The 20,756-nt window shown below is 49.5% G+C and carries 18 protein-coding genes and 1 pseudogene; 14 read left to right on the top strand and 5 right to left on the bottom strand.

Annotation, left to right across the window (positions count from 1 at the left end):
* A pseudogene (locus tag QJ48_RS37465) lies at positions 1 to 298 on the top strand (hypothetical protein); the annotation flags it as partial.
* Between the two features lie 28 nt (positions 299 to 326).
* Here QJ48_RS37465 and QJ48_RS13415 read toward each other — a convergent pair.
* Positions 327 to 2,306, bottom strand: coding sequence for an ABC-F family ATP-binding cassette domain-containing protein (locus QJ48_RS13415; RefSeq protein ID WP_054974082.1), 1,980 nt, complete (start codon positions 2,304 to 2,306; stop codon positions 327 to 329).
* A 246-nt stretch (positions 2,307 to 2,552) separates the two neighbouring features.
* On the opposite strand from QJ48_RS13415, the gene QJ48_RS39490 reads away from it, so the two are divergent.
* A complete protein-coding gene (locus tag QJ48_RS39490; protein WP_162238488.1) occupies positions 2,553 to 3,041 on the top strand; it encodes an endonuclease/exonuclease/phosphatase family protein in 489 nt (162 codons plus the stop codon).
* Between the two features lie 41 nt (positions 3,042 to 3,082).
* On the opposite strand, the gene QJ48_RS13425 is transcribed toward QJ48_RS39490, so the two are convergent.
* Together QJ48_RS13425 and QJ48_RS13430 are read right to left on the bottom strand one after the other, a co-directional pair.
* Positions 3,083 to 4,843: an ATP-binding cassette domain-containing protein gene (locus QJ48_RS13425; protein WP_054974084.1), complete on the bottom strand. Its 1,761-nt coding sequence runs from the start codon at positions 4,841 to 4,843 to the stop codon at positions 3,083 to 3,085.
* Positions 4,834 to 5,664, bottom strand: a complete 831-nt coding sequence (locus tag QJ48_RS13430; protein ID WP_054974085.1) for an ATP-binding cassette domain-containing protein — start codon at positions 5,662 to 5,664, stop codon at positions 4,834 to 4,836. The genes QJ48_RS13425 and QJ48_RS13430 overlap by 10 nt, the downstream gene beginning before the upstream one ends.
* 125 nt (positions 5,665 to 5,789) lie before the next feature.
* On the opposite strand from QJ48_RS13430, the gene QJ48_RS13435 reads away from it, so the two are divergent.
* The 9 genes from QJ48_RS13435 (at position 5,790) to groL (ending at position 12,994) form a co-directional block, all read left to right on the top strand.
* Positions 5,790 to 6,365, top strand: coding sequence for a biotin transporter BioY (locus QJ48_RS13435; protein ID WP_054974086.1), 576 nt, complete (start codon positions 5,790 to 5,792; stop codon positions 6,363 to 6,365).
* Positions 6,366 to 7,006: 641 nt separating this feature from the next.
* Positions 7,007 to 7,642 carry a 5-formyltetrahydrofolate cyclo-ligase gene (locus tag QJ48_RS13440; RefSeq protein WP_054974087.1) on the top strand — a complete coding sequence of 212 codons (636 nt, stop codon included), beginning with the start codon at positions 7,007 to 7,009 and terminating at the stop codon, positions 7,640 to 7,642.
* Positions 7,635 to 8,129, top strand: coding sequence for a cyclic pyranopterin monophosphate synthase MoaC (gene moaC / locus QJ48_RS13445; RefSeq protein WP_054974088.1), 495 nt, complete (start codon positions 7,635 to 7,637; stop codon positions 8,127 to 8,129). The genes QJ48_RS13440 and moaC overlap by 8 nt, the downstream gene beginning before the upstream one ends.
* Positions 8,130 to 8,162: 33 nt before the next feature.
* Positions 8,163 to 8,663: a molybdopterin adenylyltransferase gene (gene mog / locus QJ48_RS13450; protein WP_025851909.1), complete on the top strand. Its 501-nt coding sequence runs from the start codon at positions 8,163 to 8,165 to the stop codon at positions 8,661 to 8,663.
* On the top strand, positions 8,653 to 9,657 hold the full coding sequence (locus tag QJ48_RS13455; RefSeq protein ID WP_054974089.1) for a molybdopterin-binding protein: 1,005 nt from the start codon (positions 8,653 to 8,655) through the stop codon (positions 9,655 to 9,657). Before mog ends, QJ48_RS13455 begins: the two co-directional genes overlap by 11 nt.
* A 40-nt stretch (positions 9,658 to 9,697) precedes the next feature.
* On the top strand, positions 9,698 to 9,961 hold the full coding sequence (gene tatA / locus QJ48_RS13460; protein ID WP_054974090.1) for a twin-arginine translocase TatA/TatE family subunit: 264 nt from the start codon (positions 9,698 to 9,700) through the stop codon (positions 9,959 to 9,961).
* Between the two features lie 47 nt (positions 9,962 to 10,008).
* The gene (gene tatC, locus QJ48_RS13465; protein ID WP_054974091.1) at positions 10,009 to 10,776 is read left to right on the top strand and encodes a twin-arginine translocase subunit TatC; all 768 of its coding nucleotides are present in this window, start codon (positions 10,009 to 10,011) and stop codon (positions 10,774 to 10,776) included.
* A gap of 198 nt (positions 10,777 to 10,974) precedes the next feature.
* Entirely contained in the window at positions 10,975 to 11,256 is a 282-nt protein-coding gene (gene groES, locus QJ48_RS13470) for a co-chaperone GroES (protein ID WP_010494510.1), read from the top strand.
* Positions 11,257 to 11,359: 103 nt separating this feature from the next.
* Positions 11,360 to 12,994 (top strand): chaperonin GroEL, encoded by a 1,635-nt coding sequence (groL, locus tag QJ48_RS13475; protein ID WP_054974092.1) that lies wholly within the window; start codon positions 11,360 to 11,362, stop codon positions 12,992 to 12,994.
* A gap of 301 nt (positions 12,995 to 13,295) precedes the next feature.
* Here groL and QJ48_RS13480 read toward each other — a convergent pair whose 3' ends face one another.
* Both QJ48_RS13480 and QJ48_RS13485 read right to left on the bottom strand, forming a co-directional pair.
* Positions 13,296 to 14,990 carry an S-layer homology domain-containing protein gene (locus tag QJ48_RS13480; protein WP_054974093.1) on the bottom strand — a complete coding sequence of 565 codons (1,695 nt, stop codon included), beginning with the start codon at positions 14,988 to 14,990 and terminating at the stop codon, positions 13,296 to 13,298.
* Between the two features lie 159 nt (positions 14,991 to 15,149).
* On the bottom strand, positions 15,150 to 17,633 hold the full coding sequence (locus tag QJ48_RS13485) for an O-antigen ligase family protein (RefSeq protein WP_054974094.1): 2,484 nt from the start codon (positions 17,631 to 17,633) through the stop codon (positions 15,150 to 15,152).
* Between the two features lie 201 nt (positions 17,634 to 17,834).
* On the opposite strand from QJ48_RS13485, the gene galU reads away from it, so the two are divergent.
* From galU to QJ48_RS13500, 3 genes are all read left to right on the top strand, one after another.
* Positions 17,835 to 18,722 (top strand): UTP--glucose-1-phosphate uridylyltransferase GalU, encoded by an 888-nt coding sequence (galU, locus tag QJ48_RS13490; RefSeq protein WP_054974095.1) that lies wholly within the window; start codon positions 17,835 to 17,837, stop codon positions 18,720 to 18,722.
* 21 nt (positions 18,723 to 18,743) lie between these two features.
* Positions 18,744 to 19,493 carry a glycosyltransferase family A protein gene (locus tag QJ48_RS13495; RefSeq protein ID WP_054974096.1) on the top strand — a complete coding sequence of 250 codons (750 nt, stop codon included), beginning with the start codon at positions 18,744 to 18,746 and terminating at the stop codon, positions 19,491 to 19,493.
* A gap of 120 nt (positions 19,494 to 19,613) precedes the next feature.
* Positions 19,614 to 20,741 carry a glycosyltransferase family 4 protein gene (locus tag QJ48_RS13500; RefSeq protein ID WP_237762906.1) on the top strand — a complete coding sequence of 376 codons (1,128 nt, stop codon included), beginning with the start codon at positions 19,614 to 19,616 and terminating at the stop codon, positions 20,739 to 20,741.
* Positions 20,742 to 20,756: the final 15 nt, after the last annotated feature.

Consider the following 20,756-nt stretch of genomic DNA (forward strand, 5'->3'; position numbering starts at 1 on the left):
CGTGATCGGCGCGATCATCGCCCGCAAGCTGGCGATGAACGTTCACCTGATCCGCGTCTCCGCTTGGAGCAAAGTGCTGCTTACGGCCTTGGCCGTGATGGCCGTACTGGTGCTGCGCCCTTTAGGACGGCTGCGCCTGTGGGAGCAGCGCTACCCGTACCTGATGCACGGGTGCTACGCCAACGTCATCGGCGCGCTGGCCGCGCTCGCCTTGAACGATTCCGGCATTGTCGCCGCCGCGGCGATGATCGTCTACAGCAGCGTGCCGCTGCTGCTGTTAAAACTGGAGGGCGCCTGATCGCAACGACAGGCGCCCTCCAAGATAACTATATTATTTCCGCAAGCTGCTCCCACTGCTCGTAGCATTCCGCAAGCTGTTCGCGCTTCGCTTCCAACGCCGCGTTCTTCTCTTGCACGAGCACGTAGTTGTTATACACGTCCGGGTCGGTCAGCTCGGCTTCCAAACCGCCGATGGCTTCCTCCAGCTGCGCAATCTGCTGCTCCAATTGCTCCAGCTTGCGCAGGCGGGTGCGCTCTTCGCGCTTCGCCTGCTTTCCGGCCTCGTAATCGCTGCCGGCTCCGGGTTCAGCCGTTTTCGCCGCGCTGCCTTCCGCATGTCCGCGGCCTTTGGCGGCTTCTGCGCCACCGCGGTTTGCCGCTTCCGCCAGCCGTTGCTGCTGCATCTCGGCCAGCTCAAGCTTCTTTTCCACATAATCGTCGTAATTGCCCAGATAAACGGTTACTCCGTCCTTGTCCATTTCGAGCATGTTCTCGGCCATTTTGTTCAAGAAATAACGGTCGTGGGAAATGAAAAGCAGGGTGCCTTCGTACTCCATCAGAGCCGATTCGAGCACTTCCTTGCTGTACAAATCCAAATGGTTCGTAGGCTCATCGAGAATGAGCACGTTCGCTTTTTGCAGCATCAGCTTCGCAAGCGCGACCCTGGCCTTCTCCCCGCCGCTCAGCGAGCCGACCTTCTTGAACACATCCTCGCCGCTGAACAAAAAGTTGCCGAGCACCGTGCGGATTCGCGCTTCCTCCAGATGAGGGAAGGCGTTCCATACTTCTTCCAGCACGGTTTGGTTCGGGTTCAGGCCCGTTTGCTCCTGATCGTAGTAGCCGATCTTGACGTTCGTTCCCCAATCGAACGCGCCACGGTCCTGTGTGTGTTGCCCGATCAGCGTCTTCAGCAGGGTCGATTTGCCGATCCCGTTCGGCCCGATCAAGGCCGCCGTGTCGCCGCGGCGTAATTGGAACGTAATTCCTTGCACCAGCGGCTGCTGCCGATCGTAGGATATGGATAGTCCTCGTATGTCGAGCACTTCCCGGCCGGAAGGCGCTTCGACCTCAAACGAGAAATTGGCCCGCTTCAGTTCGCCAAGCGGCTTGTCGAGCCGATCCATTTTATCCAGCGCTTTGCGGCGGCTTTGCGCCCGTTTGGTCGTGGAAGCCCGGACCAGATTGCGCTGGATGAAGTCTTCCATTTTCGAAATTTCTTCCTGCTGTTTTTCGAATTGCTTAAGCTGCACTTCGTAATCCGCAGCTTTCAGCTCGATGTACCGCGAATAATTTCCGGTGTACCGGCGCGACGTCGTGCGTTCGATCTCATAGATGGCGCCGACAAGCGAATCGAGAAAATAACGGTCGTGGGAGACGACCAGAATGGCTCCGGGATACGAACGCAAATACTGCTCCAGCCACGTCAGCGTCGCAATATCCAAATGGTTCGTCGGCTCGTCCAACAGCAGCAGGTCCGGCGCTTCGAGCAGCATTTTGGCTAGTGCTAGCCGCGTCTTCTGCCCGCCGCTCAGCGTTTGCACCGGGGTAGCCGGGTCCATGTGTCCGAAGCCCATCCCGCTCAGGATTCCGCGGATTCGAGCTTCGATCTCGTAGCCGCCGCGCTCGCGGAACGCATCCGACAGCTCGGCATAGCGGCGCATCGTTTCCTCCGTTTTTTTCTCGTCGGCCAGCACGTCCGGATCGGACATGCGCGTTTCCAGCCGCCGCAGCTCCTCTTCCATTTCCAGCAAACGGTCGAATACGCTCATAAGCTCGTTCCAGATGGAGCGGTCCGACGTTAGTCCGCTGTTTTGTTTCAAATAGCCGATTTTCGTCTCTTTTGCCTTAAAAATGCTTCCCGAATCGTATGATAGCTCGCCCGCGATGATTTGAAGCAGCGTCGATTTGCCTGCGCCGTTGACGCCGACGAGTCCGATGCGCTCCCGCGCCTCGATTTGAAGTGATATATTGGAAAGTACGGTGCTGACGCCGTAGCTTTTCGTGATGGATGAAACTTGAAGCAGCATAATGAATAAAGCCTCCTGAAATCAAAGTCCTGAAAAGGCGACAATCTCCCTCAGTTTAGCATATTTGCCCGCCGATTTCGATTTCCATCCGTTCCCCGATGTACAAAATCAGCCCGCTTGTCTTATGCTTTTATACGCATACTTCCGAATCGTGATCAAACCGAGTGGAGAGGAGGCGATCATCGTGCTTCCGGTACCCGTACAAAAAGAGGCAAACCCGGGACGCGGCGCACCGTCCCGCCTCGTGTGGCTCTGTCGCGGTGTGTCGCGGTACGGCGTCGTACTGCTGAGCCGCTATCCGCTCGAAGCGCCGCAGATTCACCGGCTCACCGGTGGACGCGAACCGCGGCTGCTGCTGACGGCCCAGCTGCGCTTGCCGGACCGAACCGTGACGGTTGCGACCACGCATCTCAGCGTCGAGCTGAAGGACGAAGGCGCCAATGGCCGCAGCTGCTTGCTGCGCTGCGGGTCGGGCAGACGCCTCTGATTTTGCTCGGCGATTTTAACAGCCCGTCTTCCAGTCCCGAGCTTCGGGAGACCATCCGCGGACTTGGACTGAGGCAAGTCAGGCCGAAGCCTTCCTTGCCGACGATTGCTCATGGAGGCAGGATCGACCACATCTTTATCAATTTGCCGGCGGAGCGGTCCGCGCTTGTCAGAGACAGCCGCGCTTCCGATCACAGACCCGTATTTGCCCGGTTGAACGAAACTGAAATCCCCCTCCGCTCACGTTAAGCTGCCAGCTTCACGTGAGACGAAGGGGGATTTTTGTTGGGTCAGCCGCGCAAGGCGGCAAGCCCGCCAAGAAGCAGGAGGCCTGTGACGATGGCGATTCCGTCGGCGCGGGTCAGGCGAAGAGATTCGGTATGGCCCAAGAGCGCGGTTCGACGGCCGATTTTTTTCATCTCCAGAGCGGAGGTCATTTCCTCCGCCCGGTGGAACAGCGCCAGCAGGAGCGGGACGACCAACGCCGGCATATCGCGTCCCCGTACTGCTCCCGGCCGGATGGCCGCTTTGCCTCTTGCCCGAACGATGTCCGAGAACCGCTGCCATTCACGCACGATCAACGGGATAAATTTGAACATGAGCGACACCGCCAAAGCAAACGAATCCGTTCGAAGCTTCAACCGTTTGGCATATCCGAGCCCCCAGGCAAGACCCTGCACCATACGCCCGTAAGGCGTTGCAGCCGCAAACCAGTAGCTTGCGAGTGTGATCAGAAACAGGCGAAACACGTTCAAGCCGGTAGCTAGCGAGTGCTCAAGGGAAAACCCGACGAAGGGAAAGCTGCCGTTTGCCGTCCACTCCAACCCGGCCAAGCCGACGGAGATCAGCATGAACCATGCTAACGGTTTTAGGAGTTTGACCGCGCCGAGCAGCGCGGAGCGGGACAGTCCGATATAGGTGGCGGCAATCGGCAATGCGGCGCAGGCAAGTCCGAGCCAGCTGCTTTGCAGCATCGTGCCTATGACAATGAGAAGATACAGCAGCCACTTGGTGCGCGGATCGAGCCGATACCAGAGCGATTTGGTCGCGGCAGGCGGATGCGCACTTTCCTCGGACAGGCCGGCCGCTTGACTCTGCGGCGGAAGCGGCGCGTGCAGCGCAGATTCATCTGACAGGGGTTCCATCTGCTGCTTGCCGTCCGGATGTTCTGCGTACGGTGCAGATTTTACTGCAACTTTGCGTTGTTCCTTCAGCCGCTCTGCTATTGCATCGGCCAAATCTTCAGGCGAAAGCTTGCCTTTGTCCATCACGGCAATGCCGTTCCTTGCCAGCGCATGCGAAAGCAGGACGCAGCTGGGGAGTCCGACTCCCGCTTGTACGAACGGTTCGGGATTGCCGCATAGAGCGGCGGGTGCCCCATCGGCTGCAATCGTACCGCGGTCGAGCACGATTACGCGGTCCGCCAGCGGAAGAAACAAGTCCAAATCATGGGTGGCGATAATCATGCCGCCCTTGGCCGCTTTGCGGGCTTGCACGTACCGGAGCAGCTCTTTGGCTGCCGCCGATTCAAGCCCCGCGGTGGGCTCATCCATCAGGAGCCAGTCGGGCGAGGTAGCGATTGTTGTGGCTAGAGCAAGCCTGCGCCGCTGGCCTCCGCTTAGCGCGAACGGAGAACGATCCGGATCGAACGCGGCGGCGCCGAGGCTGAGGTCTTCGCAAGCGGATTGAATGCGGCGTTCCTTTTCCATCGCCGTAAGCCCATACGGACGCAGCGAATAGCCGAACTCCTGCCGAAGGCTTCGCGCGAACAGTTGCTGCTCCGGAAACTGGAACGTCAAGCCGAGCCGACGGAGAAGCGGCTGGATGACCCGGTTGCGGCGCCAAAACGGCTCGTCATCCAGACGAATGTCGCCCGACGAGGGCGGCCGCATGCCTGCCAGCAGGTGAAGCAGCGTGGACTTGCCGGAGCCGGTACGTCCGACGAGCAGCGCGACCGTTCCGTCTTCGAATGTAAGATTGATGTCGCTGAGCAAGCGGCGGTTCGGGTCGTCCGATGCTGCTGCGCTTACGTTGTGCATCGTCAGAGGCATAGGCCGCTCACCGCCTTCGCCAAATCATCGTAGCTTAAGGGACGGTCAGGCAGACCATGTCCCTTTTTCTTTAAATGCAGCGCCGTCTGCACGACGAAGGGAGGGTCAAGTCCGATTCGCTCACATGGCGTCTCTGAAGCCGAATCCAAAGCCAGTTCTCCATAAAAGAACGTCTCCGGGGCTCCGTCAAATGCTATCTCGCCTTTCTGAAAAGCGACCATACGGCTTGCATGGACAGCTTCTTCCAGCCGGTGCGTAATCCATACGACGGTCGTTCCCTGAAGATGAGCTTGCCGGACAACCTGCAGCACTTGTTCTCTCGCGGCCGGATCGAGCATGGCGGTCGGCTCGTCCAGCACCAGCACATCGGGAGCGGTTGCGAGTGCCGTGGCGATGTTGACGAGTTGCTTTTGCCCCCCGGACAAGGAGTTCAACGGCGTTTCGGGTGATAATTCGAGCCCGACCCGCAGCAGCGCTTGCTTTTGAATCTGCCTTAGCTCCTCCTTGTTTAAATGCCGGTCGTTCAACGCGAAAGCAAGCTCTTCCGCCGGCGTATCGCCAATATGCTGGGCTTCCGGATGCTGCAGTACGCCGCGGATCTCAATATGCTCTTTCCGGACCATTCGCCCCGCCGTAAGCCGGCAAGTACCAAGCAGTACGGCGGCCAGCGTGCTTTTGCCGCTTCCATTCGGACCTGCAACGGTTACCCACTCCCCGGATTCAATGAGCAGCGTGACGTCGGATAATGCTTTATGGGCGCCCGAGCCGGTCGGGTACTTCACGGATGCTTCCTGCAAGGCTATGAAGAAGGAAGAAGACATAGGTAAAAAATCCTTTCGTTTTTAAAAACCGTGTGCTATAATCCTCAATTGTTAACCTTGAAAAAAAGTTATTGGTTGACGATTGTGTCATCATAACCATACCAAAAAAGGAGGCATTCATCAATATGAAGCTTACGCTTCGAGGCATTGTTTTTAGTGCGCTGTTCGCTGCGCTCGTCGTACTTTTTGGATTTATCAGCATTCCGCTAGGCTTTACGCCCGTGCCTATCACCCTGCAGACGCTGGCCGTTATGCTGGCAGGCGGGCTGCTCGGCGCGCGGTACGGGTTTTTGAGTATGGCGCTGATCGTGGTGCTGACGGCCATCGGATTTCCGCTGCTGCACGGCACCGGAGGATTGGGCGTTCTGCTCGGGCCGACCGGAGGGTATGTATTTATGTGGCCAATCTCCGCGCTCCTGATCGGCTGGCTGCTGCCGCGGATACGTATTCGGGGCCTATGGGGATACGTTGCCGCGTTTCTTGTGCTCGAGCTGTTCGGCTCGCTTCTGCTGTATGTAAGCGGAGTGCCTTGGCTCGCCTATGTGACGGGCATGTCGCTCTCCAAAGCGATGGTTGCCGGTTGTTACCCGTATCTGCTGGGCGACGCTATTAAGGCTGTTGCAGCCACACTGATAATCGCCTCCGTGCGTCAAGTGTTTCCGCCGGAACGGTTAACCGGGGAAGGAATTCCCCAAGAGTAGAAATGATACGGCGGGGATCTTTCATTGGCACGTTAATCTACGAAACTCCCCTTTTACATACACGTCTGCCTTCGGGCAGGCTTTTTTTATTTATGTATAGAATGTATAAGTATTCAGCAGAGCTGAGCCTACTCTTCCTCTAAAACAGAATATTTTTTCCTCGAAAATGCTTCGATAAGAAGTCAACTTGTTGAGAAAGTGGATTTTTACAAAAATAGAGATAAAAACGGAGGTGGGGTATCTACTGGAGGAGCGATAGCGTTCGCCTTTGTCTGCGGGAAATACCCGCTGCTAAGCGGCTACAATCAAAGTTTCCCGCTGACCCGGGGTCCCCGCAAAGTACTCGGACTAAGCTTCCCCGGTTCAACTTCACTTTGTGGGGCGGAGCAGCGACCGGAAGTAGATACCCCACCCCCTCGTACACCTCTATTGGCTATTTGACCACTTTCTCAACACTCTGGCTTCGATAAGAAGATTTTTTATTTTGCGGCGAGTTTTTGGGTAAAATCGTAGAAATTCGTTATTTTGCTTCGATTTATGTTAAACTAGGAGAAAATGCCCCAAAAGGGATTTGCCATCGAGCACGGCACCTATTAGAATGTTGTTAATCCAGAATCGACCCGATGAAATGAGGCCGTTTCATGAATATTAAAGAGAAAAAAATCGAACTTCGCCGCCAGGCCGAAGCGGTTCGTTCAGCCATCCCGGAGGACGAGCGGAAGCGCAAGTCCGAGATCATCAGCGACAAGCTGATCGAGCGGTTGGATGCGCTGCTTCGTCCCGAGCCGTCGATGAGAAGACGTCCGACGTTGCTTACCTATATGCCGGTCAAAACCGAAGTGGACGTGACCCCGGTCATGGAAGCCTGCTGGGATCGTCCTTGGCGCGTCGTGGTCCCGAAGGTCGTGCCTGCCTACAAGCAGATGAAGCTGTTCGAGGTGCGTTCGTACGCGGACTTGGAGCGCGGAACGTGGGGAATCCGCGAGCCGATAGCCAAAGCGCAGCAGCTATTCGATATCCGGCAGGTGGATGTCGCGCTGGTTCCGGGACTGGCGTTCGATGCCAATATGGGCCGGCTTGGCTACGGCGGCGGCTTCTACGACCGTTTTATGCAGCAGTATGTCCGTACCGGTCTGCCGAAGCCTTATATTTTGGCAGCGGCTTATGAGGAGCAGTTGATCCCGGAAGTCCCGATGGGACTGTTCGATTTCCGGATCGACGAGCTGGTGACGGAAACCCGAATTTTGACGGAGAAGGGAGCGGATATCCATGACTGAGGAACGGCAGCCGTCTCCGCTTACCCATCTGAACGAGCAGGGCCGCGCGCGCATGGTGGACATTTCGGACAAGCAGGAAACCGTCCGTACGGCGACGGCCCGCACGACCGTTACGATGCTCCCGGCTACGCTGGAGCTGATCCGGCAGGGAGGCATCGCCAAAGGGGATGTGCTGGCCGTCGCGCAGGTTGCCGCGGTCATGGCTGCCAAAAAAACGTCCGATTGGATTCCGATGTGCCATCCGATTGCGTTGACCGGGGTCGATGTCCGGTTTAGCGATAACGGAGAAGGGCAATTATACATCGAAGCGACCGTCCGCACGAAGGGACAGACCGGTGTGGAGATGGAGGCGCTCACGGCCGTATCCGCCGCGGCGCTGACGGTCTACGATATGTGCAAGGCTGCGGAGAAAACGATGCAGATCGGACCGACGCTGCTGCTGAGCAAAACCGGCGGTAAGAGCGGAGATTTTCACGCAGTCCCATAGAGACTTAATGAAATCCGGGAGAGGAGCAGATGTATGCGCTGGAAAGTGGCTATCTTGACCGCTAGCGACCGTGGTTCGCGCGGAGAGCGGGAAGACACGAGTGCACAGGTCATTCGGGAATTGATTGAAGAAGAAATGAACGGCGAAATTATCGAATACCGTGTCGTGCCTGACGAGAAAGACGAAATTATGGCGGCGTTGATCGAAATGACGGATTATTTCCGGGCCGATCTCATTTTGACAACCGGAGGCACAGGTCTCGCGGCGCGGGATGTCACGCCGGAAGCGACCTTGAGCGTCATCGACCGTCACGCTCCGGGCTTTGCCGAAGCGATGCGCATGTATTCGCTGCAAAAGACGCCGCGTGCGATGCTCTCCCGGGCCGTGTCCGGGATTCGCGGCAAGACGCTGATCCTGAACTTGCCCGGCAGCCCCAAGGGGGTTTCGGAAAATTTATCCGCCGTTATCGACCAACTGCCGCACGCTCTTGCCATTCTGACCGGACGCGAGGGAGACCACGGCGATGAAGCATGATTCGATGCTCGAAGAAGTTCCTGTGGAACAAGCCGTCGGCATGGTGCTTGCGCACGACTTGACCCAGATTATTCCCGGAAAGTTCAAGGGCCGGCTGTTTAAAAAAGGACACGTGATCCGCGAGGAGGATATCCCGGCGCTGCTCAGCATCGGGAAAGAGCATATTTATACGCTTCGTCTGGAGCAGGGCTATCTGCACGAAGACGAAGCGGCTCTGCGGATGGCGAAGGCCGCGCAGGGAGCGGGCGTCACGTTGACCGAGCCGCACGAAGGCAAAGTCACGCTCAAGTCCGCGATCCATGGTCTGGTCAAGATCGACAAAGACCGGATCGACCGGGTCAATTCGCTGGATCAAGTCATCATGTCGACCGTGAAGACGAATACGGTGGCGGAACCCGGCCGTTCCTTGATGGGGACCCGCGTCATTCCGCTTGTTATAGAAGAAGACCGCATTACAGCCGTTGAGCGCATCGCGGCTTCCACGGGACAGCCCCTGGTAGAGGTCAAGCCGTTCCGCCCGCTGCGGGCAGGACTGATCACAACCGGCAGCGAAGTGTTCAAGGGCCGGATTGAGGATAAGTTCGGTCCCGTCGTACGCAGCAAGCTCGCGGCGCTCGGCTCGGAAGTAATCGAGCAACGGTTTGCGCCGGACGACAGTGAAAAGATCGTACAGGAAATCCGCCGCTTCCTGGAGGAAGACCGCGCGGATCTTATTCTCGTTACCGGCGGCATGTCCGTAGACCCGGACGATCGGACGCCCGGCGCCATCAAGCGAGCTGGAGCGTCCGTTGTCAGCTACGGCACCCCGATGCTTCCCGGCTCCATGCTTTTGATGGGCTATCTGGACAGCGTTCCGATTATGGGGCTGCCCGGCTGCGTCATGCACGACCCGTACACGTCGTTTGACGTTCTGCTGCCGCGCATTTGCGCGGGAGAAACGATTACCCGGGCGGATATTACCGAGCTCGGTTACGGCGGGCTTTACGGCTGTTAGTTGATACCGGCAACATCTCCACTGAAGGAGGATCATCGATATGCTCGGAAATATAGGATTCAGCGAAATTTTGCTCATCGGCCTCATTGCTCTACTATTGTTCGGTCCTAACAAGCTGCCGGAGCTCGGCCGGGCACTAGGCAAGACGCTGCGCGAGTTCAAGCAAGGCGCCCGCGATCTGATGGAGACGGATGCTGCTCAGCCGTCGCGTCAAGACGTTACGCCGCCGGCGCCAGCGCAGCAGCCACAGCCGCATGCTGTACAGCAGGAAGCAAAACAAGACTCGCGTCGTTTGCCGGATTAGGGAGCCCCTTGTACTCCCGATTTTGACCGTGTGGAAGGTGAACCGTTATGGAACATGATGAAGGCATGACGCTGGTGGAGCATCTGGCGGAGCTGCGCAAACGAATTATTTGGGTGCTGCTTGTCCTGATCGTCGGCATGGTGGTCGGCCTGCTCGTGGCCAAGCCGTTAATTAATTATTTGAAAAGCGTTTCTCCGATCGCAAACCTGGACTGGTATGTGTTTTCTCCGTGGGATGCAATTAAGATGTATATGAGCTTTTCTTTGGTTGCCGGCCTTCTGGTCACGCTTCCGTTCGCTTTATACCAGATTTGGGCTTTTTTGAAGCCGGGACTCCGTGAAGTAGAGCAAAAAGCCTCTTTAATCTTCATTCCCTTTGCATTTCTTATGTTTTTGCTCGGTCTGGCGTTCGGCTATTTTATCGTGTTTAAAATGGCGCTGTTATTTACTACTGCGATCAGCCAGAGCATGGAGCTTAAAGAAAACTTCGGCATCGCGCAATACTTTTCGTTCATGTTCAATATATTGATCCCGATCGCGCTCGTCTTTGAGTTGCCGATTGTTGTGATGTTTTTGACCAAAATCCGCCTGCTCAACCCGCTGCTTCTCCGCAAATTGCGCCGTTACGCGTATTTGGCGCTCGTTGTGATCGCCACGATGATCACTCCGCCGGATGCTGTGTCCGCCATTATCGTCGCTGTGCCGATGATTGTTCTGTACGAGTTCAGCGTCTACTTGTCGGCGCTCGTCTACCGGAAGCAGCTGCTGCAGGATCAAGCTTGGGAGGCGGAAAGCTCCGCAAAGTCTGTCGAATGACAGGCTTTTTTGTTTGTCTGCTTGTCGTATATTTTGGAAAGGTCTGGAGACAATGATTGAGGTGTGAAAATGTTGTAAAACCACTTGCAAAATTGCTGGGAAATAGTTATCATAAGAATTGTTGTTAGCACTAAAGACGTTTGAGTGCTAATAGGATAAACCATCGTTACCCTAATATCAAAAGGAGGCTATTTTCTCATGATCAAACCGTTGGGTGATCGCGTAGTCATTGAAGCCATCGCTAAGGAGGAAACGACCGCAAGCGGTATCGTACTGCCTGACACGGCGAAAGAGAAGCCGCAAGAAGGCAAAGTCGTAGCTGTAGGCAGCGGTACACTCAAAGACGGCGAGCGCGTTGCGCTTGAGCTGAAAGAAGGCGACCGCGTGATTTTCTCCAAGTACGCCGGTACGGAAGTAAAATTCGAAGGCCGCGAGCTGCTGATTATGCGTGAGAGCGACGTTCTGGCCGTTCTGGCTTAAGAACCAACGCCTCGATTCGATACTTAAGTTTTTGGTTATTTACTTACAAAAATATTCGAACAACCGTTAAAAATATACGATTAATTCTCGGGAGGGTTCATTCATGGCAAAAGAAATTAAGTTCAGTGAAGACGCTCGCCGCGCGATGCTTCGCGGGGTTGACGCGCTTGCGAATGCCGTAAAAGTTACCTTGGGACCGAAAGGCCGCAACGTCGTGCTGGAGAAAAAATTCGGCAGCCCGCTCATCACCAATGACGGTGTGACGATCGCGAAAGAAATCGAGCTCGAAGATGCTTTCGAGAATATGGGCGCTCAACTCGTGAAAGAAGTAGCGACCAAAACAAACGACGTTGCCGGTGACGGTACGACGACGGCTACGGTTCTGGCTCAAGCGATCATCCGCGAAGGTCTGAAAAACGTAACGGCTGGCGCTAATCCGATGGTTATCCGCAAAGGCATTGACAAAGCTGTTCGTGCAGCTGTAGAAGAGCTCGCGAAAATCTCCAAAACGATCGAAGGCAAACAATCCATCGCTCAAGTAGCGGCAATCTCCGCTGCTGACGACGAAGTAGGCCAACTGATCGCAGAAGCTATGGAAAAAGTGGGCAAAGACGGCGTAATCACCGTAGAAGAGTCCAAAGGTTTCGCAACGGAGCTGGAAGTGGTTGAAGGCATGCAGTTCGACCGCGGTTACATCTCCCCGTACATGATCACGGACACGGACAAAATGGAAGCCGTTCTGGATAACCCGTACATCCTGATCACGGACAAAAAGATCACTAACATTCAAGAAATCCTGCCTGTCCTGGAGAAAGTCGTTCAATCCGGCAAGCAGCTTCTGATCATCGCAGAAGACGTAGAAGGCGAAGCTCTGGCGACTCTCGTCGTGAACAGACTGCGCGGTACGTTCACTTGCGTAGCGGTTAAAGCTCCTGGCTTCGGCGACCGCCGCAAAGCTATGCTCGGCGACATCGCTGCCCTGACTGGCGGCCAAGTGATCACCGAAGAGCTCGGTCTTGAGCTGAAATCCACGACTCCGGACCAACTCGGTTCCGCTCGTCAAATTCGTGTTACGAAAGAAAACACGATCATCGTTGACGGCGCAGGCGACAAAAAAGACATCGGCACGCGCGTATCGCAAATCCGTGCTCAACTGGAAGAAACCACTTCCGATTTCGATAAAGAAAAACTGCAAGAGCGCCTCGCGAAATTGGCTGGCGGCGTAGCTGTCGTAAAAGTCGGCGCAGCTACCGAAACCGAGCTGAAAGAGCGCAAACTACGCATCGAAGACGCTCTGAACGCTACTCGCGCAGCAGTAGAAGAAGGTATCGTAGCAGGCGGCGGTACGGCCCTCGTGAACGTCTACGCAGCTGTAGAAGCTGTGCAAGCTGAAGGCGACGAGAAAACAGGCGTAAACATCATTCTGCGCGCTCTGGAAGAGCCTGTTCGCACGATCGCAGCAAACGCAGGTCAAGAAGGCTCCGTGATCGTGGAGCGCCTGAAAAAAGAATCCGTTGGCATTGGCTACAACGCCGCTACCAGCGAATGGGTGAACATGATTGAAGCGGGTATCGTTGACCCTGCGAAAGTAACTCGCTCCGCTCTGCAAAACGCAGCTTCCGTTGCAGCTATGTTCCTGACAACCGAAGCGGTTATCGCAGACAAACCGGAAAAAGACAAACCTGCTATGCCTGACATGGGCGGCATGGGTGGAATGGGCGGCATGGGCGGATTCTAATCCGACCCTAGCCCGGATAGAAACGGCAGCATCCTTTGGGATGGCTGCCGTTTTGGTTTTTGTTTGGGTGTGTCGATACTATAAAGGAGAGAATCTCTGAGGTTTGCGAAATGCTGTTTTAAAGGCCTGCTCATAAAATAGGCCCTGGGGATTAATTAAGCATTTTACGGTCTTGTAAGGAGGGGCTCGTGTCTCTAGCATCCCTTTTTCGTTGATATGATTGGTAAAGCATAACACTAGTTAAGGTCAAAAAATAAAAGACCCGGTACCAAAGGTACCAGGTCTCCTAAAGCATTAAAGATTAATCAATGAAGTCAGCCAGTTTGAGGTAACGTTTCAGCATCGTAGCTGCTTGCGAACGAGTTGCTTTCTCAGCAGAACCGATGGTGTCGTCAGTCAGACCATTGATGATGCCAGCATTTACGGCAGCAGCAATTTCTTTCTTAGCCCAAACGATTTTGGAAGAGTCTTTGAATTTTGCAAGCAGTTGAGCTTGGTTCGACTCGGAAACATCGGAAGCTACGCCTGCATAAGACAGGGAACGGATGATCATAGCAGCCAGTTCTTCACGAGTGATTTGTGCATCCGGACGGAACGTGTTGTCTTCATAGCCATTGATGATACCTGCTTGGGAAGCCGCTGCTACTACGCCAGCGTACCAAGCGGAAGAATTAATGTCAGTGAAATATGTGTTAGCCGTTACGGAGTTCAGACCCAAGGAACGAACAACCAATGCTGCAAATTCTGCACGAGTGATGTTGCGGTCCGGTTGGAATTGCTTGTCGGATACGCCTTCAACCACCAATTTGTTAGCAAGCAGCTCAACGTCTGCTTTGGACCAGTGAGAAGCGAGATCTTCAAACGATTTGTTTGCTTCGATTACCGTGTAGATGCTGTTGCCGTTACGTTGCAACGTAGCAACGGTTTGACCGTCTTTCGATTCAAACGTCGAAGGCACAAAGCTCAGCTTCTTCGTTGTTTCGTTGTAAAGAGCGCCGGTTGCTTTTTTAGCATCGAGGTTTTTGTTAACATTCAACGTACGGGAAACATACGTGTTACCGAAATCAACATTAACAGACTTGCTGTTGCCGGAAGCTGTTACGTTGAAGTCAACAGCCGTTGCAATCGGGTTACCGCCAGCAGCATATACTGCTTTTGTTACGTCTTCATCTGCGGTTCCGGTTACTTTTGCGATGGTTACATTGATTTTCGTTTCTTTCAGTTCAGCGCCCAGTTCTTTCGCGAGTGCTTCCAGTTTCAAAGCAGCCAACGGAAGAGTGATAGTACCGTTGTCGTTGATGATCGTTACAGAAATAGCACCTTTTTTCAGCGCTTCTGCCAATACGTCAGCCGGCATGGCAAGCTTTTCACCTTTGATTTTGATTTTAACTTCTTTGGAGTTTTCAAAAGCTCTTTGCAAGGTGAAAGCATCTACAGAATCACCGGATACTTCGATGACTCCGTTGTTAATGAATGAACCGAAACCACCACCAGGACCATAACTGTTGCTGGATGGATAGTAAGGTTCTTTACCGCTGTTTTGAACATAAACTAAATCGTACACGTTACCAATTCCGTAACCGGCACCGTAGTATGTTTGCATATATACAGTGTCCGGAACGTTAGAGCTAGACAAATTGATGTTGAAGTTATAGTATGTAACCCCATCAACAGTTGTCTCTCTAAACGTTGCATTGTAAGTCGCATCTAGTACGTTCTTAAGGTCGCTATCGGAATAAACTCCGAAGGTTACGTTGCTGCTCTCTTTATAAGTATCCTTAGTCACATAAACGGAACCAGAAACAGTTTTACTGTACTTATCGTATTTCAGGCCGTTTAAATCAAATTCAATGCCGGCAAATGCAAGCACAGGCAGCAGCATCGAGACGATCATTAATGCAGCCAATGCTTGGGATGTTTTTTTCAATACAGTAGATTTCACTTGGGTCTTGCTCCTTTCACGATTGTAAACATTTGTTTTCTCTATTTGACTCATTGTGCATTTCACCTCCCCCCCTGAGTAGAATCGACTAAAACAATACCTTTTTCGATTAAAAATCGTCTTTAAGGCCTAGAATCTATTTTAGCATTATGGACAAAAAAATGGTAGCAAATTGTAGTGTAAATTTAGCTACCATTTTTTTATAAAGTTATTTTAAAATTTTGCGTTTACTAGGTTCTGGATTTCTTGTCGTTCGTTCGGGTCTTTGGCTACCAGCTTATCGAAGAGAGCTTGGTCAGCCTTCCCTTGTTTTTGAAGCGAAGCAAGGTACCAGCGAATAATTAGCCGAGTGGTTTGATTATCGATAGATTCATTAACGCCAATGCGCAACATTGCTTCAGCTGCATCATAGTGACCTCTGATATATTGAATCTGACCCAAAGCCATGCCCATGATAGGAGTGACGCTAAATTCCCGGCCTTGCAGCTGCCCTTTGGGCAGCAAAGAAAGTTCCTTAATTCTGGCCTCTACTTTAGAGTAAATTGACAAAGCTTGGTCATGGTACATCTTCATTTCTTGGGCATCATTTTTGTCTTGTGCTGTGTTCCCGAGATCTGTACTTAAAACAATGCTTTTTTCATACAAAGAAATGTCCCAAGGAAAATTGTTGATTTCTTGATTGGTTCGCTCCAAGGATTCCTTGTTCTTGCCTTTTAATGTTAGAGTAGTAAGCTCTCTATCGATTAAAGTTCGATTATGTGGCTCTTTCTTAAGCATTTCCGTTAAAATACGATTTGCCTCATTAAAATAGTTTTCGTCTTTAGTCTGATTATAGACCTGCAGCAAGATATCAATTTTAAATAAAGCATAGTCCGGATGGTTGGGATTTTGACTCATAGCTTTATCTAACGGTCCGGTGATATCATTAAAATTTTTGCTGATTGAGGCCTGCATTCTGGCATTCTCGAAATTGCTATTAGCATTTAACAGTTGAACTCCGTTGAAGAAAAAAATGATGGAAAGAACAACAAGTAATGCAGGGTAAGCCCATTTAGCCTTTTGAATACTGTTCTTCCATTGTCCTTTTATTTCAAAATCATTATTAGCGATCATTGCTCCAAGGCAAAGGAATAAAAGAATTCCTAAATAAACAAAACTGAGATCAAAATCAAGCGTGCTGTGGATAAGTAACGATATAGCTAAAATATAATAAACATATCGAGAACTTGAGTTTTCACCACTATCATTATGAAACTTGCGATGAAAGAGCCACAGAATCGATAACAAAATAACAATAAAAATGACAAAGCCAATAATTCCAACCTCAACTAAATATTGAAGGAAAAAGTTATGCGCTTGTCGGCTTACATAAGGATTGTTTTGGTACTTCTCATAGAGCGCCGACCAAGCTCCTCCTCCGGCTCCCACCACAGGATAATCCGAATAGAGTTTTAAAGCGTCTTTATAAAATGTTCCTCTTTCCAATACACTGTTTTGTTCGAAGTTAATATTTTCGATACGCTGCTTGATGTTCTCTGGAAACAGATTCAGGAACCCTGTATTGCCAAGCAATAGGAAAGCGACTATGGCACCAAGTACGACAGTTCCTGCCGGAATAATAAAATATGAGACTTTTTTATTGCTTATGGCGTTGAGTTTTTCTTCAACGCGAGGAACAACGAATCTTTGTAATACAGCGGCGATCCCTGTAAAAAGCAATGCCGCGATAATTAATGTGGTCCAGCCTTTCATGGCTAGGGCACCATTGTATTGTTTCACCTGCTCCACACCAACATTTGTAACTGGACTAAGAATAGCCATAGTGATGATGGAAGCAACAATGGTGTAAAGAATGAAGGTGAGCTGCTTCTTCACCTTTAAAAAGATGATTACGACTAAAAAAATAACGGGCAGGATCACCAACGCGCCGCGGGACAAAGTTAGAAAGAAAGAAATTAAAATCGGGATGACCATAAACCCATGAAATACAGTTGAAGTCCATTTTTTGGATATTGAAATTAAATATAAAGAACCGAGCAGCATAGCGATCAGGAAGGCGGCGTAAGCATTTCCATATTGAAATACGGATGTCAGTCTGACGCCGTTATCGTCGGCCATAATAGCATGTTGGTAGATGTTATATTGTGCCATATCGGAAGCAAACCACTTCACGATTGCATAGGCTGTTTCTTTATGCCCAAACCAGTTCATTATGCCGAACCAGACGACCAAGTATCCTGAGCCCATAATTCCGTTTATAAGAAGAGAACTGCCGCTGTCTTGTTTGGCAAGAAAAAAACCAACTAAATAAAAGCTAGCATACACAAACGTGATGAAGACCATATTTGTAGCACTATATTTGGATGCCGGCGAAATGGAAGAGATAAAATAAGTGATAGGAATCAACCAGATCATAATGCTTAGGAAGTCGGACCATCGGTTCAAATTCCATTTATAAAAAGCTAAAATAGAAATAAGAAGCAACATAATAGCCGACCATACGAAGGTGGAAAAAATAGATCGCTCGAAATCGAAATTGTTGCCATTAAACAATGCTCTCTGAAATGGAGCCCATATTAAAATCAATAGGGTAATGCCGGCTAAAAGCCAGAACAAAATAGAATGTTTATCATCACTTGCCAGAGCCTTGTTGCCCACTGCATGATCAGGGACATAATACTTCTTCTTGCCGCTCATGGTTTCTCTCCTTTTTATCTAAAATTACGACATTTATCTTATCATAAAGTAGAATGAATGGGTATATTACACAAGCTTAAGGATTGTTTTGGATTTTTGTAGCGCTGGCAATTAAATAGTAAATTTGATAGAATAACTTCGAGGAAATTCGTCAATTTATTACTTAATTTCGTGTTTTTTAATGAAATTGGAGGATTTATTATGGGTTTAAAAGTGCGGAAAGCAATTATACCTGCCGCGGGGCTGGGCACAAGATTTTTACCTGCAACAAAAGCGATGCCCAAGGAAATGCTTCCTATTGTCGACAAGCCAACGATTCAATATATTGTTGAAGAAGCAGTGGAGTCAGGGATTGAAGATATTATCATAGTTACGGGTAAAGGGAAACGAGCTATTGAGGATCATTTCGATAATTATTTTGAGCTTGAACAAAATTTGTTAAAAAAAGGTAAGTTTGATTTGTTAAATGAAGTTCAGAAGCCCGCAAAGATGGTTGATATCCATTATATTCGACAAAAGGAACCAAAAGGTCTTGGTCATGCGGTATGGTGTGCGCGTAAGTTTATAGGCAACGAACCTTTTGCTGTACTTCTGGGAGATGATATTGTCCAAGCTGAAAAGCCATGTCTGAAGCAGATGATGGAACTTTATGAGGAATATCAATCATCTATTATTGGAGTTCAGCCAGTGAGCTACGATGAAGTATCCAGATATGGGATTGTGGATGGCTCTAATATAAAGGGGCGAATATACTCAGTTTCTTCTTTGGTTGAAAAACCAAAAAGAGAATCTGCTCCTTCGAATTTGGCTATTTTGGGCCGTTATATTTTGACTCCCGAAGTCTTCGAGTTATTAGATCGTCAGGAAACCGGCACAGGCGGCGAGATTCAGCTTACTGATGCCATTTCTCGGTTGGCGCAATCCGAAAATGTCTATGCATATGATTTTGAAGGTATTCGCTATGATGTAGGAGAAAAAATGGGATTTATTAAAACTACCGTTGACTTTGCTTTAGAGAGAGATGACTTAAGACAAGAGATGCTCAAATATTTAATTGAAGTTTATGAAAAAAATAAATTGCTTATTTAAGTGGAGTATTTTGGAGGTATTATGGAGCCATTGGTAGGCATTGTTATTCCCTGCTATAATTATGGGCTATACATTGAGGAAGCAGTCGATAGCGTGCTGAAATCCACATACAAAAATATTGAAATTATTATAGTTGATGACGGGTCTACAGATCCATATACTGTTGACATTTTGAGTAAAATGGAGGCCAAACCATTAACTAAAATTGTCAGAAGAGTTAATGGCGGATTGTCGGCGGCCAGAAATACGGGGATTCATTTTACACAGGCTAAGTATATTCTTACTTTGGATGCCGACGATAAAATCGAGTCTACTTTTATAGAAAAAGCTGTATGGATTCTTGAGCAGAACAGTGATGTGGCTTATGTTTATTCATTAGTACAGCTTTTTGGTGAAGAGAATAAAGTTTGGAGAACATTTAAAGCTCCTTTATCATACTTAAAGTTTCGTAATGTGGTACCTGCCACCATTGTCATGAGGAAAGATTGCTGGGAAGTTGTGAATGGATATGATGAGTCAATGCGTGACGGATACGAGGATTGGGAGTTTATTCTGAGACTCGCCAAATCACGCTTCTTTGGCTTTCATATTAATGAAATTCTTTTTTATTACCGTAAACATAAAGGCAGTATGCTAGAAAGCTCTAGGAAACAAAATAAGAAACTAAGACGTCTTATTAGAGAAAAACATCCGGATCTCTATTTTGCTTGGCGAATACAATACGTATCATTTCTTTTAATTGAATTGTTACGAAGGGTTAAAAGTTATTAATTAATAGCATATTCTATAGAATTAGGTCTTAATTTACTTAGAGGTGCTTCGGAACAATAATATTCTCTTAATAAGAGTCCAGTATTTGTGTGAACTAAGGCTATGGCGGTGAAGTATGTTTTGAAAATAAGAATCTGCCACATAAGTGAAGCAACTTCAGGTGGTGTTTTAACGCACTTAACTCAGCTTGCAGAAAACTTGGATGCTGACGTTTTCGAACAATCCTTTATACTTTCCTCAAAAAAAAACTCAACATTGTCTCAAACTAACTCTTTTTTGGGACATCCATTGTTTATAGTTGATATGGCTAGGACTATATCACCGCGGGCTGACTTGCAAAGTTTATTTCAATTAATAAAAATTCTCAAGACCAATAAATTTGATATTATACATTGTCATAGTTCAAAAGCAGGCGTATTAGGAAGAATGGCAGCATACATGACCGGGTGCAAAATTATTTATTACACTCCTCATTCTTTTTCATTTAATATTTTTAATTCGAAACTAAAAAATGCATTCTATGCATTTGTTGAAAAAATTATGGCCTTGTTTACAACCAAAGTCATATGTGTATCCGTAGGTGAATTTCATTTAGCATTACAAATGAAAGTCTCAGATGAAAAAAAAATGGTTGTTATCCCCAATGGTGTTGAGCTTAAGAAAGAAGGTATGACTCGTGAAAAAAAGAATTTGCCTGAAATCAAGGGGATTGCTTATTCAAAGAAAGTAATAGGATTTGTTGGAAGATTAAGTATTCAGAAGAATCCCGAAATGATCATAAGGGCAATTGAAAAAATAAAAATGGATGATGTTCTCTTGCTTATTATGGGAACAGGTCCTTTAGAAAAAAGTTTAATTGAATTAGTAAATTTACTTGGTGTATCTGACAGAATATTTTTCCTTGGAGAAATACCCAATGTCAGGGAGATACTTGGATCCTGCAACATATTTGTCAGCACCTCGCTTTGGGAAAGTATGCCTTATGCTATTTTAGAAGCTATGGACGAAGAAATTCCTGTTATTGCAACGGAAATATCAGGTGTTACAGATATTGTTAAAAACAATATCACAGGTATTCTCGTTCCGCCTAATGATTACGAGAAATTGGCTAGTGTAATAGAGGAGCTACTTCTAGACAGTGATAAACAAGAAAAATTAACTCAAAATGCAAAAAAAATAATAAATCAAGAATACAATATTGAAAATATGATAGAAAAACTAAAACATCTTTATCTATCTGCTCCTTAGATTTTTTAAACGGAT

It is taken from the genome of Paenibacillus sp. A3, assembly GCF_001399685.1.
Classification (GTDB): Bacteria; Bacillota; Bacilli; order Paenibacillales; family NBRC-103111; genus Paenibacillus_G.